Source organism: Acidaminobacter sp. JC074, assembly GCF_022496765.1.
Taxonomy (GTDB): domain Bacteria; phylum Bacillota; class Clostridia; order Peptostreptococcales; family Acidaminobacteraceae; genus JABXKX01.
This window is the reverse complement of sequence record NZ_VANV01000006.1, coordinates 165,996-179,673: the sequence shown is the minus strand read 5'-3', so window position 1 is coordinate 179,673 and position 13,678 is coordinate 165,996. Positions and strand designations below refer to the sequence as shown.

13 protein-coding genes are annotated in these 13,678 nt (G+C 35.9%); 1 reads left to right on the top strand and 12 read right to left on the bottom strand.

The genetic code is table 11. The features are described 5' to 3' along the window. Positions 1-13 precede the first annotated feature (13 nt). On the bottom strand, positions 14-730 hold the full coding sequence (locus EZV73_RS08125) for a gamma-glutamyl-gamma-aminobutyrate hydrolase family protein (protein WP_240839760.1): 717 nt from the start codon (positions 728-730) through the stop codon (positions 14-16). A gap of 717 nt (positions 731-1,447) precedes the next feature. Between EZV73_RS08125 and EZV73_RS08120 the strand changes: the two genes are divergently transcribed. Beyond that, positions 1,448-2,635: a MalY/PatB family protein gene (locus EZV73_RS08120; protein ID WP_240839759.1), complete on the top strand. Its 1,188-nt coding sequence runs from the start codon at positions 1,448-1,450 to the stop codon at positions 2,633-2,635. Positions 2,636-2,696: 61 nt separating this feature from the next. On the opposite strand, the gene EZV73_RS08115 is transcribed toward EZV73_RS08120, so the two are convergent. From EZV73_RS08115 to EZV73_RS08065, 11 genes are all read right to left on the bottom strand, one after another. Then, the gene (locus EZV73_RS08115; protein ID WP_240839758.1) at positions 2,697-3,581 is read right to left on the bottom strand and encodes an ROK family protein; all 885 of its coding nucleotides are present in this window, start codon (positions 3,579-3,581) and stop codon (positions 2,697-2,699) included. Further along, positions 3,578-4,027, bottom strand: coding sequence for a YhcH/YjgK/YiaL family protein (locus EZV73_RS08110; RefSeq protein ID WP_240839757.1), 450 nt, complete (start codon positions 4,025-4,027; stop codon positions 3,578-3,580). Before EZV73_RS08110 ends, EZV73_RS08115 begins: the two co-directional genes overlap by 4 nt. A 33-nt stretch (positions 4,028-4,060) precedes the next feature. Further along, positions 4,061-5,095 (bottom strand): uroporphyrinogen decarboxylase family protein, encoded by a 1,035-nt coding sequence (locus EZV73_RS08105; protein ID WP_240839756.1) that lies wholly within the window; start codon positions 5,093-5,095, stop codon positions 4,061-4,063. Position 5,096: 1 nt separating this feature from the next. Further along, positions 5,097-5,792 carry an N-acetylmannosamine-6-phosphate 2-epimerase gene (locus EZV73_RS08100; protein WP_240839755.1) on the bottom strand — a complete coding sequence of 232 codons (696 nt, stop codon included), beginning with the start codon at positions 5,790-5,792 and terminating at the stop codon, positions 5,097-5,099. A 104-nt stretch (positions 5,793-5,896) separates the two neighbouring features. Further along, the gene (locus tag EZV73_RS08095; RefSeq protein WP_240839754.1) at positions 5,897-6,733 is read right to left on the bottom strand and encodes a MurR/RpiR family transcriptional regulator; all 837 of its coding nucleotides are present in this window, start codon (positions 6,731-6,733) and stop codon (positions 5,897-5,899) included. A 72-nt stretch (positions 6,734-6,805) separates the two neighbouring features. Continuing rightward, positions 6,806-7,732, bottom strand: a complete 927-nt coding sequence (locus EZV73_RS08090) for a dihydrodipicolinate synthase family protein (RefSeq protein WP_240839753.1) — start codon at positions 7,730-7,732, stop codon at positions 6,806-6,808. An 8-nt stretch (positions 7,733-7,740) separates the two neighbouring features. Continuing rightward, positions 7,741-8,751 carry an ABC transporter ATP-binding protein gene (locus EZV73_RS08085; protein ID WP_240839752.1) on the bottom strand — a complete coding sequence of 337 codons (1,011 nt, stop codon included), beginning with the start codon at positions 8,749-8,751 and terminating at the stop codon, positions 7,741-7,743. Next, positions 8,744-9,745 (bottom strand): ABC transporter ATP-binding protein, encoded by a 1,002-nt coding sequence (locus tag EZV73_RS08080; RefSeq protein WP_240839751.1) that lies wholly within the window; start codon positions 9,743-9,745, stop codon positions 8,744-8,746. Before EZV73_RS08080 ends, EZV73_RS08085 begins: the two co-directional genes overlap by 8 nt. A 9-nt stretch (positions 9,746-9,754) precedes the next feature. Next, a complete protein-coding gene (locus EZV73_RS08075) occupies positions 9,755-10,669 on the bottom strand; it encodes an ABC transporter permease (RefSeq protein WP_240839750.1) in 915 nt (304 codons plus the stop codon). A 9-nt stretch (positions 10,670-10,678) separates the two neighbouring features. Continuing rightward, positions 10,679-11,638, bottom strand: a complete 960-nt coding sequence (locus tag EZV73_RS08070) for an ABC transporter permease (RefSeq protein ID WP_240839749.1) — start codon at positions 11,636-11,638, stop codon at positions 10,679-10,681. 50 nt (positions 11,639-11,688) lie between these two features. Continuing rightward, positions 11,689-13,401 carry an ABC transporter substrate-binding protein gene (locus EZV73_RS08065; RefSeq protein ID WP_240839748.1) on the bottom strand — a complete coding sequence of 571 codons (1,713 nt, stop codon included), beginning with the start codon at positions 13,399-13,401 and terminating at the stop codon, positions 11,689-11,691. Positions 13,402-13,678: the final 277 nt, after the last annotated feature.

The window sequence follows — 13,678 nt, the reverse complement described above, 5'->3', positions numbered from 1 at the left end:
ATGCCTCCTTATGTTAAAAATCTTTTCCCTTTGTAGCAGCTAGGAAAAATAAATCAAATAATGTTTTTATTTGCACTATATCTTCTATCATTTCAGGACAAAACTGAACACCTAAAATCTTGTTTCTTTCGTTATATAATAGCTTTATTCTATGATCTTCAGAAAAACCTATTTCACTATCTACACTTAACTCATATGCAAGCACATCAATATCCTGATTGTCATCCAAATTCACAAGTATATCTCTTCCAAATGCTTCTTTTAATGTATGACCTTCCAAAGTAATTTTCTCAGTCTTTAAATGCAAATGACCAAAACCAATTTGATTCTGTCCTGACACTATCTCTTTTGTCGATGTACCTCCTAATGCCAGATTAATCTTTAAAAAACCTAAACCAACACCCATAATAGGTTTGGATGCTTCCATAAATACTTTAATAAGTTCTAGCTCCCATTCATCTTTATCAAGACTATAGATATATGTATTATAATCGCTTACAGTATTATAGCGAGAATATGATACATCTTCTTCTCCTGTCAGCAGGAGCATATCTAATTTTTTTACGTATTGTCTTGCAAGTCTTTTAATGTCCTCTTTATGCGGAATTGGAAGTAAAACAGGTAATCCTTCTGCTTCAATAATTTGATTGTAATATTGATTGTTCACACCATTACTTAAAAATCCCTGTTTAAGATTATAATGAGCTGTTGTTATGCCTATTGTTTTCATTGATACTCCCTTCTTAAATAACAAGCTCATTATAGTACTCGAAATAAAAATGTTAAAGTATGTACTTTATAGTAACTAGTAACCAGTTAGTAACCATACGATCTAGTCTCCTTATTCAATTTTACTTCAATGAACACATAGCGCCACTGCAATCAAATTCAAGATTACTTATCTGTGGGAGGATAAGCAATATCACTAGAAACGCCTATTTCTAAGGCTTTTACTAAGTACCTAAAGGTTACTAGGTACTTAAAAGTGTGTATTGACTTCCATGCAATATGGACTTATGATTGACCTAAACTAGAGCATATGCAAAGAAACATACAAACATATTTACTTGATAACATGATAGGAAACAAATAATTTAGGAGTCATAAATGAACAAAATATCTAATAGTCTAAACATACAACTTCTGCTTATTGTTATTTTATTCATCGTCAGTAGTGTTGATATTTTTGGTGACATGAAGTACTTTCTTGTATCAATAATAGTGGTAGGACAATTACTAAATATTTATATGATAAATAGACACCTTGCCAAGATATTCCCTTTACTATGGGACTTAACTTATCGTTTAAGAGACTTACACAATATATTTTTTAATAAAACATATATAACGGATTCAAATACTATCGGGAACGCTAAAGACCTTATCAATGCTTTCGATAGAAAGTCCATTAGTGAGATAAAGAAAAACTACAAAGGGAGGTAAGCCAGTGTTATACTTCGATAAAATGCTTAACAGAGCTAATTTTAACGCTGAAAAGTGGTCAAATACCAGACAAAAGAAATTATTTAAAAAGGATCATTTGCATCCTATGTGGATAGCAGATATGGAGTTCATGACTGTACCACAAACTATAATAGACATAAAAAAAAGAGCTCTCGAAGGTCACTTCGGCTATGAGTACAAATCGGAAGATTTTTTTGACAGCTTCATTGAATGGCAGAAAAAAATCCACAATTGGCATATTGATAAATCGTGGATACATACAGCTCCAAGTGTTTCTTCGGCTCTACCAATCCTCATTGAAATATTGACTGAAAAAGAAGACGGTATCATTATTCAGCCACCTGTTTATCACAACTTTGCCAGTACCGTCAAATCAATGGGGCGTAAGCTTTATAAGAGTCCTTTAAAACTTACATTTGAATTCGAAATGGACTTTGATTCATTAGAGGAACTCATGGAAAAAGATCATACAAAAGTGATCATCATTTCAAATCCACACAACCCAGTCGGAAGAGTATGGAGAGAAGATGAACTTAGAAAACTGAGTATACTTGCACTAAAACATGGTGTCAGAGTCATATCAGATGAAATCCATCGTGATATCATCTTAACTGGACATAAAATGGTAAACATGATGACATTAGGTGATGATATTTCAAACAATACAATTACACTCTTGTCACCTGGAAAAACATTTAACTTATCAGGTCAGAGTATTGCGACTGCTATTATTACAAACCCAATAATTAGTAAGAACTTTAATGATTTTATTCATATGTTTCATTTAAATCATAACAATATACTGAGTAATACCGCCTTTGAATCTGCTTATAAGCATGGAGAAGATTGGTACAATCAAATGATTAAGCAAGTAGAAGGTAACCTAAAAACACTTAAGGAATATATATCGTTTAAATTACCAGAAATTCAACTAATAGAACCTGAAGGCACTTATCTAGTATGGCTAGATATGAGAAAACTTCAGCCAGACCCACACCTTCTTTTAGATGCATTATCAGAAGCTGGCTTAGCTGTTGATGCGGGACATTGGTATGGACGTGAAGGAGCAGGATTTATAAGATTAAACCTTGCCTGTCCAGAATCCCACTTGCACAAAGCTATTTCACTTCTAAAATCAGCGGTTGAATCCCTGAGAGTGCCATCTAATTAACATAAACCTATCTTGAATAACCACATAAACCACCCTCAACAATCGTTGAGGGTGGTTTATTTTACTGATGATTAAAGTGATAAACGGCACCTAATAAATTGGCGTCATTACCTAGTGTCATCATTTTTATGTCTAAGTCTTTCATAAATGAAGGCATGACTTTTCCTTTAAGGGATTCTTTGATTTTATCAGCTAAATAGTCGCCTTGAGCTGAAACACCGCCACCTATCAATATTAAATTCGGATTAAAGGTATGAACAAGTGACTTAAGACCCTCAGATACATAATCTACCCACTGATCTAAAACCCTTAAATATGCTTCATTGCCCTGTCTACACGCTTCAAAGAAAAGCTTTGTATCCATATCACCTAACTTATCACTGATTTGCTCATTTAAGGCCTTTGCTGAAGCATATCTTTCATAACAACCCCTGTGGCCACAGGTACATTCAAGACCTTTGTAAACAAGGGCTAAATGACCAAACTCTGCGGTAGAATAACCACTGCCGTGATAGATCTTACCATCTTCAACAATAGCCCCTCCAATACCAGTTCCAAGCGTTAAAGCTAAGAAGCTTTCCGATGACAAATGTCCCTTCCAGAGTTCACCGAGTGCAGCACAATTCACATCATTTTCTACAGTGACTTTGACTTTGAACTTCTCTTCTAGACGTTTCTTGATTTCAAAACCAGTATATCCAGGAATGCTGTCTGTGGCGAAGATAACTCGGCCTTTATCGGAGTCGATTTGACCTGCTGAGCTGATGGCGATACCTGTAACTTTTGACATATCTGCTAGTCCAATCAGGTTTTCAATTCTCTTATACATATTGTCTGCACCTAAATATGCATCCGTCGGCATTGATTCTACAGCACCTAAAATACCATCAGGACTTGCATAAGAAAACTTGATATTCGTTCCACCAATGTCAATTGCAATTATCACGACTTGCCCTCCACTTTCAGTTTTACAATAATCTTCTTTACAGGTTCAATCTTATCTAACTTGCCACCTGGCATATGAGCATCATCCATAAAGAAAACTGCAAATGCATCTGCCTCTAAGTTTATATACCCCTTTGATGGACCTTTATAGAGTATATAATCATCTGCTTCATTATAACTAGTTGCCGCTTCTAGTGAGCCTCTATCAGAAACAAAAATACACTCTTTACCTGACATCATAATTTGAATATCTAGATACTGATTATGGGCTTCATAAGTGTCCAGGTCTTCCTTGGTTTCATAGCTTGTCACAACAGCATAGTCACCCCCACCCAGCTCATAGCGTCCATTTTCTAGCTGTTCTGTCTCCAAGAATTCCTTTACTTTATCAAATCTACTATGAACACCCTTATATATATTTAAATTCTCTAACCTATCGAATATCATATTTCCTCCTAAAAAAGAGCATCAAAGATGCTCTTATAAACATGCCTTTACAAAAGCATCTATGTTTTCTTTTGGTGTGTCTCTTGTTACAAGACATCCAGTAGAAAGTATGAGTCCTTTGTTATTTGGGAAAAGTGCTATCTTTTCTTTAGCAACCTCTATAATCTTGTCAGGTGACCACTCTTGTAGATCAACTGGATCGAAGTTACCTTTTACACACATCTTGTCTTTGGCAATATCTCTAACCGTAGCCAAATCATTCATATGGTCTAAATCAATACCGTCTGTTCCACAAGTTACAACCGATTCTATGGCCTTGTTGATATCACCACAAATATGAACGACACTTCTCATACCTCTTTTTCTGATATGTTCAGCCATCTTTTGTTGATAAGGTAAGACAAACTCTCTGTACATATCTGGACTGATTAAAGAACCTGAAGCAGAACCTTCTCCAATCCAAAGGTATTTACAACCAGCATCAGCCAACTTATCTATGTTTTCTAAAGCGAACCTTAGTCGAGCATCGATGACTTCTTTTAATTTTTCAGGCTCTAAAACCATGGCCATCATGGTATTTTCTAAACCATATAGGAAGACAACATGTGAAAATGCACCTGTCACACCAACGACAATCGCCTTTTCATCACGCCATTTTTGATCAATACCTTTATAAACATCTACTGCTGCAAAAATTGCCGGTGACATGTTAAAGAGCCTTTCATCATCAAGTGATGTGATATCCCGTTCAGTAGCAGATCCGATATCATCTTCATTTACGGTCCAAGTAGCGCCACATACGTCCTTTACATAATAAGCCCCATCTCTAAACTCTTGAGAAACAATATCTGCACTTGATAAACATAGGTTTACATATACACCATCAACATCATGTACTTCAAAGACATTGTTAAGTGCGTCAGCATGAATTTTTTCATCGATAAAAGCCTTACCTACAGGTACGCCCATCAGCTTAGCTGCATAAGCCACATCTATTTGTGGCTGTGGTGATACATGATCATATTCTTTTAAATCGAGTGCTGCATTCGTTCTCTCTATACTGTTCATACTACTCTCCTGTATTCATTATACTAATAAATCTCTCTGTAATCTCTTTTGGTCTTGTAATCGCACCACCTACAACAACTGCAAAAGCACCTAGTTCCAGCATCTTTTTTGCCTGGTCTGGATAATGAATGCGACCTTCAGCTATGACAGGGATATCAATTTCATTAGACAGTGATTCAATCAAATCATAATCAGGTCCCATCTTTTCAGCTGTATATGGCGTATAACCACTTAAGGTAGATCCAACCATATGAACACCTGCTTTATAGGCATTGATACCCTCTTCGTAAGTTGAAACATCAGCCATTAAAAGTTGATTTGGATATTTACTTTTTATTTCTCCTATAAACTCGTTAACAGTAAGACCATCTGGTCTTGGACGCATGGTTGCATCAAAGGCAATGATATCCGCACCAGCTTCAACCAATAAATCGATTTCATTCATGGTAACAGTTATGTGCTGCTCAAAACCTTCATATTGCTTCTTCAAAATGCCTACAACTGGCAAGTCAACAGCTTCTTTGATCTCTTTTATATCTCGAACACCATTGGCACGTATACCAACAGCATTGGCTAACTCTGCTGCCTTTGCCATCAAAGGCATAATGCCGCCTTCATTTGTATAAAGGGGTTCTTCTTCTAAAGCTTGGCAGGACACAATTAAACCATGCCTAAGCTTTTCTAAATTTACACACATTTTGACTCCTTCACACCCGATTAGTGAATGTATCATCTCTAATACAATATCAGGTGAAAATTTTCTCCAATATTAGTTGAAAATAAAATTGCTCTAAGGCAATTCTATTTGACAATTTTATCTAATATCGAGCGACCAGTCTTCTCTCTCATTTTTTGGGTCTGATCTTTATCTAATAGGGTTATACCAGTTACCAATAAGTCCACAATAAATAATTGAGAAATACTATTCACCAGAGAGCCACCTTCCATAAGATTAGCTTTTCCTGAAGTCTGTAAGATGACATCTGACAGTTTCGTGATTGGTGACTTAATGTAACTTGTCGCTGCGATAATATTAACGCCATTCTCTTTGGCAATGGCCAAAGATTCAAGTACATCTGTCGTTGCGCCAGATAAACTGAAGGCAACAATTGTATCATTTTCAGATAAAACAGATGAAACCATATTCATTCTATGGGCATCTGTCGCCACATCACTTGGAAAACCTATTCTCATGAATCGCTCTTTAGCAGTCGTTGCTGTAATGCCAGAAGAACCAACACCGAAGAAAAATACTCGATTGGAATTGTATATACTCTCAATGGCACGGTTAAGATGATCATCACTTAATGTTTCATAACATTCATTGATCTCAGCAATGATATTATCTTTGATCATGCTCTTATAAGAAGTTGACTCCGATTCCTCAGCTTTTTCTAAATTAACGATGTCTTGGGCAATCATAAGTTTGAATTCAGGATAACCTTTAAAACCTAGTTTCTTACAGAATCTAAATATAGTTGTTTCACCTACATCCGCATGTTCTGCTAGTTCTGTAACAGAGAGATACATGATATCTTTGAAATTAGCAAATATATAATCCGCTACCTTTTTTTCAGATTTCGTCAGCGACGGATAATAACTTTCTATTTTTGATCTCATTTTACTAATCTGTATCATATAATCCTCCGTGTTTACTAGTAACTGTTATCTAGTGATATGGTATCATTTATTAAATATTAAATCAAATATTTACAGGGCATCTAAGAACTTTACATCCTTGATATTGCCCGCTTTCTTTAATGCTTTGAAGCCTTCTTTCAAAGCCTCTTCTTCTTGACCCTGAATATTGATAAATGGTCTTCTTACATACCCAGCATCTACACCCATCCATTTAAGTGCTACTTTCATCACTGAATAATAGTCTTTTTGTACAGAATACATAATTAAGTCAATAGCATCTTTTTGAACAGCCATGGCTTCTGTTACATTATCCTTCTTAACAAGTTCATTGATTTTAATAAACATTTCAGGCATCAAGTTATAGAATGAACCAATAATACCGTCTGCACCATTGATAAGACCTGATACAGCCATTTCATCTGCTCCAGAATAAATCATAAAGTCCTGTCCGACTTCTTTTTTGATCATTGAGATTTCATGATGAGAAGTTGCAGTAAACTTTATACCTTCTACCTTTTCTATTGATGCCAGTCTCTTAATCAAGTCAAAGCCCATAATGCCTGCTAAAGGCACATTGTAAACAATCATTGGAATATCAACTGATTCAGAAATATCTTTGTAGTAATTATAGATATGGTCTGGTGAGAATCTCCAGTAGAATGGTGGAACTGATGAAATAGCATCTGCCCCCATCTTCTCTGCATGCTCTGCTAACTCTATAGAAATCTTAGTAGAAATTGCACCTACATGAACGATAACAGGCACTCTGCCTTTTACTTCATCAATGACAATTTCAACAACTTGCTTTCTTTCAGCTTCATTCATTAAGAAGCCTTCACCTGTAGATCCTGTTAAATAAAAACCTTCTACACCTTCATTCATCAGGTGGTCAACAAGTTCTCTAATACCCTTTTCATATACTTCTTCATGCTCATCAAATGCTGTCATCAAGGCTGGTATAACGCCCTTGATATCTTTAATTGTAAATTTAGCCATCTTTCCTCCTAGTTTTTATACTGCATATCAACCTTGTGACATGCTGCATAGTGTTCCTTATCATTGACTATATATTTCTTTAATTTAGGGACTTCTTTCTTGCAGATTTCCATGCATTCCTTACATCTTGGATGGAAGGTACAGCCACTTGGTGGATCTACAGGACTCGGTACATCGCCCTCTAAAATAATTCTATCTTTTTTATGATCTAAATCTGCTACAGGTATCGCAGACAGTAAAGCTTTTGTATACGGATGTAGCGTGTGACTGTATAAGTCTTCTGCATTAGACAGTTCAACAACACGTCCTAAATACATCACTGCAATTCTATCACTGATATATTCCACAACCGATAAATCATGTGTGATGAATATATATGTTAGATTTCTTTCTTCCTTTAGCTTTTTCATCAACTGCAGCACTTGGGCTTGTATAGATACATCCAGTGCAGAAACTGCTTCATCACAAACAATCAATTCTGGATTGACACTTAAGGCTCTTGCAATACCAATACGTTGTCTTTGTCCACCTGAAAACTCATGTGGATATCTGTCCATATACTCTCTTCTAAGATTTACAGCCTCTAGTAAGTCACCAATAATCTGACGTCTTTCCTCTTTAGATTTAACACCGAACTTTTTAAGAGGATCCTGTAGCGAATCGAATATTGAAAAAGCAGGATTTAAAGATGAATGTGGATCTTGAAAAACAATCTGTAACTTCTGTCTTGCCTGATCAATTTCTTGTCTAGATAAGGTTCTTAGATCTTTTTCTTCATCTTCAAATGAGTAAATCATTTGACCGTCTGTAGCATGCACCAGCTGTAAAATCGATTTTCCTAAAGTTGTTTTACCACAACCAGACTCACCAACAAGACCAAGAGTTTCTCCTCTGTAAACATCTAGATCAATACCATCAACGGCCTTTACATGACCGGCTACTTGCTTAAAAACACCTTTTTTAATAGGAAAGTGAGTTTTAACATTTCTCAGTTTTAAAAGAACTTCTTTATTACTCATGATTCATCACCTTCCTATAATGCCAACATCTTGTATAATGAATGCCATCAATATGAATATCACCAGGCATTTTCAAACACTCCTTCGTAAAATAATCACACCTTGGTCCAAACTGGCAGCCTTCCGGTCTGTTAAAAGGATCTGGTGTAGAGCCTTTGATTGGTTCAATGATCTGAGATTTTCCTTTACCCAGTACTGGAATGGAAGAAAGAAGAGCTTTTGTGTAAGGATGAGCAGGTGATCTTAAAATTTCATCTGCTGTACCAGATTCTACAACACTGCCCATGTACATAACTTGGACTTCATCGGCCAGTTCTGTCACAACACCCATGTCATGGGTAATCATCATAATGGCTGTGTCGTATTCCTTTTTCAATTTGTCCATCAGTTCAAATATTTGAGCTTGAATGGTTACATCCAAAGCTGTCGTCGGCTCATCTGCTATAAGAACCTTTGGATTACACGACATAGCCATAGCAATCATGGCACGCTGTCTCATACCACCAGAATACTGGTGTGGAAATTGATTAAATCTTTTTTCAGGCATAGGAATACCCATATCTTTTAGAAGCTCAATGGCTCTTTCCTTGGCTTCTTTCTTGGTCATATTCATATGCGTTCTAAGGTTTTCAACAATTTGAAAACCAACTGTATAAACAGGATTTAGAGCTGTCATTGGATCTTGGAAAATCATAGCGATTTCAGACCCTCTAATAGCACGCATTTCTTTGCCATTTTTGTCAAGCTGGTCAATTCTTATAGGTCCTCTTTCACTGTAATAAGTGATTTCACCTTCTTCTATTCTTGAAAGTTTTGGCAGTAACTGCATAATAGAAGTTGCAGTTACACTTTTACCACATCCACTTTCACCAACAATGCAAATCGTTTTACCTCTTTTTATGTTAAACGACACACCATTAACAGCTTTATTGCATCTTTGATTGGTATAGAAGTATGTTTTTAAATTATTAACTGATACAATTGTTTCTTGCATCCTGTCCTCCTATCCTTGCTGTGTTGGGTCTGTCGAATCTCGTAAACCATCCCCAATGAAGTTAACACTTAATACAAAGAGTGAAATGATCAAACCAACAGGCAACCATATCCACCAGTTTTCTCTTAATACTGTAATATCTTGTGCAACATTTAAGATATTTCCCCAAGTTGAGATATTAAGTGGTACACCTAAACCTAAGAAACTTAAAGCGGTTTCCTGTAATATAAACATTGCCGTAGACAAGGTTACATTTACAAGTAGTGGTCCAAGTGCATTTGGCAACATGTGTTTGTAACAAATGATCATATCATTCAGTCCAAAGGCACGAAGTGCTTGAACATATTCTTCTTCTCTAATAGATAACATTTGAGCTCTTGTCATCCTGTAAACGGAACCCCAACCTGTTATGATAAAAATAACAATCAAGTTCCATAAACTTTGACCTGTTATAGATACCAGTAAAAGGACCAATATAATTTGCGGGAAAGCCATAAAGATTTCAGATATTCTCATAAAAATCTTATCCAGCCAACCACCCTTGTAACCACTATAGGTACCAATTAAAATACCAATGATTGCAGCACCGACAGCAGAACCTAAACCTACCAGGATAGACACTCTACCACCATATAGGATTCTGGTAAAAATATCTCTACCTAACTTATCAGTACCAAATATATGGCTTGTTGAAGGGCTTTGTAATTTGTTGATTACATCAATCTTACCAGGCTCATAAGATGTAAATAAGGGTGCGAATATAGTCGCTACCATGATAAGAGCAAAAACTATCAAACCGAATACAGCAAGTTTATTGTTTAAGAACTTTCTCAGTTTACGATTAACTTTTTTCTTACCTAATAAACCAGCTTCTTCTTGAGCCTTTATTTTGTCAAATTTTTTATACAATCTTTTATTCTTCAAACTATCCCCCTAATCCAATTTAACTCTAGGATCCAATAGTGCTGTTAACAAGTCTACAACAAAACTGGCAATCAGTACTGCTGCAACTGAGAATAGCGCTATCATCATTACTAGTGGAATATTTTGACCCTGAACCGCTGTTATAAATTCCTTACCAATACCTGGCCACTGGAAAATGGACTCTATGATTACAGAACCACCTATAAGCATAGGCAATCTAAAACCAATTAAAACCACAACAGGTGTTAAGGCGACTCTAAAGCCATGTACCAAATTGACCTTCCACTCAGGTAGACCTTTACTTCTAGCTGTTTTGATATACTCTTTGTTCATAACATCTAGCATACTGGCTCTAGCATATCTCATAACACCAGCTGTCATAGTAATGGCCAATACCAATGAAGGTAATATCAAATGAGGTAAACGGTCCATAAAAGTTTCATATCCTGGTAGTATTCTACCACCTGATGGCAACCATTTTAATTTCAGTGCGAATATTAAAATTGCAACTAGACCAAAGAAAAACTGCGGAATCGACACCCCGATCATACCAAATACAGTTAATGTATTATCTGCTATTGTACCTTTTTTAAGTGCACTGATTAAGCCTAAAATAGAACCGAATATACTTGATAAAACCAAAGCTATAATCGACAATTCAAGTGTTGCCGGTAGTCTATCAAAAACAATGTTTTTAATAGGCACACCACTTGATAAACTATAACCAAAATCACCCTGTAACACACCACCCAGCCAGTTAAAGTATCTTGTTAAAAATGAAGCATTTAAACCAAGACTCTCTCTTAATGCATCAATGGCTTCAGGTGACATATTTGCTATTGCTTCTGGACTAACCATATAAGATACTGCATCACCCGGTGTTAATTCTATACCTAAGAATATTAAAAAACTTATCACTAACAGCATGGGTATAAGTATCAACAGTCTTCTTATAGTATATGAAACCATATTTTACTTCCCTTCTATTTCTCTAAAAAGGGGCTATTAAGCCCCATTAATTATTCTCTTTCAAACTTGTTTACATAGAATAGTCTAGTGTATCTGATATCAACTGGATGAACAGTCATAAAGTCAATACTTTCTACAGCCTTTGCATCTGCAACAGACTTGTTGAAACCATAGTCTAATCTACCTGATTCAGCATTGATAACGATGTTTGCATCAGAATCACCTGATGGATATAATTGAATCTTTTCGATATCACCAGTGCCCTCTTCCCAGTAACCTTCATATGGAACAAATGTTGCATAGTCATTCATGTTGACTTCATCTACCATGAATGGACCAGTACCAACAGGTGACTGCCAGAATGATGATTGCTGAGTCTGTACAGGATCAGTATCCTTTAATAAATGCTTTGGTAGTGGAGGCCACTGTGAGAATGTCATTAAAGCATTTGGATCTAGTTTTGCAAACTTAAATGTAACCTTGTTTCCATCAATAGTAATACCCGAAATAGAGTCTGCCGAACCATCGATGTAAGCTTCAAAGCCTTCTAAGCTTGAATAAGTTGTATGTGCCATTGTGTTAAGTTGAGGTACTTTAGATGAATATTCTACTGTAAACTGAACATCTTCTGCTGTAAATGGTGTTCCATCATGCCATGTAACGCCGTCTCTTAATACAAACTCAACTGTTAAACCATCTTCTGATACTGTATACGATTCTGCTAACTGACCCTTTGAAGGTGTTAGGTTACCATCTGCTACAATTAAACGGTCAAATAAGAACTTGTTAGGCATTGAGTAAGATGGATTTACAAATGGTGCTTCAAAGAATTCGATAGGACCAGAATTTGAGTACATTGTCTTGTCGCCATTTGCATCTGGTTCAATGTTCCAGTCAATAATTCTCCAGTCATAAGCAAACTGTTCATTACCATAAGGCACACCTTTTCTATCAATTCTGCTGTTCTCATAAACAAACACTTGTTGATAATATAGTGGAATACTAAATAAGTTAGCATTTTCATACTTTTGTAAAGCTTTGAAAGCTTCCATTTGAGCTTGAATATTAGCTGTAGCATTGGTTGCTTCAATTAAGGCATCTAATTCTTCATCACCAGGTGTATGTGAGTTACTTGCAACACCTGTTTGATATCTGTTGTAGTATTCATGCATAGCAAGCGCTGCATTACCAGCATATGCTAAATCCCAATCAACTGCTGATGGACCATTAATAGGATCTTCTGGTGTTGTCCATAAAAGAGTTGCCAAGTCACCTTCTAATTTTCTAAAGCTCATCTTCATACCTACTTCAGATAAGTATGCTTGAATTGCAGTCATTAGGTCAACTGTTAACTGGTCCCCATAGTAGTAAACTACATCAATTTCATAGTTTGAATCCCAGTTTGCTTCTTTAAGTAATTCTTTTGCTTTTTCTGGATTATAAGTATAGTTATTTAAACCATTTGCCTTCCAGTCTCCATTTGGTGTTAAACTGTTTGCTGGAATCGCTTTCCCTTCAAGCAAACTTGCAGCTAATGCATCCATGTCAATTGCATAGGCGATAGCTTGTCTAACTCTTACATCACTAAGTGGATTGTTGTTAGTTGGTGCAGCGTCCACAGGATCTGTGCTTGATGTATCTTCTTTTTGAGTTGTTGTAGTAGCTTCTTCTGTACTTGTATTTGCAGTATTGTCTGCACTATTACATCCTACAAAAGAAACTAGAAGTACCATTATCAATAACAAACTGATAATTTTTTTCATTTTTGTCCCCCTTTTAAATTACACTCGCTCATAGGTCGATAGAAACTGTTCGAACATTTTTTCCATAAATTCTGAAAATTTTGGTGATTTCCATCCAACTTGCAAATCAAGTGTAACATACCATACCAAGTAAATCAATAGATTTTGGAGAAAATTTTCTTTTTATTACACATATATGGTGTAATTATTCTAGTTATATATGTCATATGACCAATTTCCAACCCATTGAGCTATTCGTTTTGGATATTTTTTTCAAAACAATCAAGTTTCATGCACA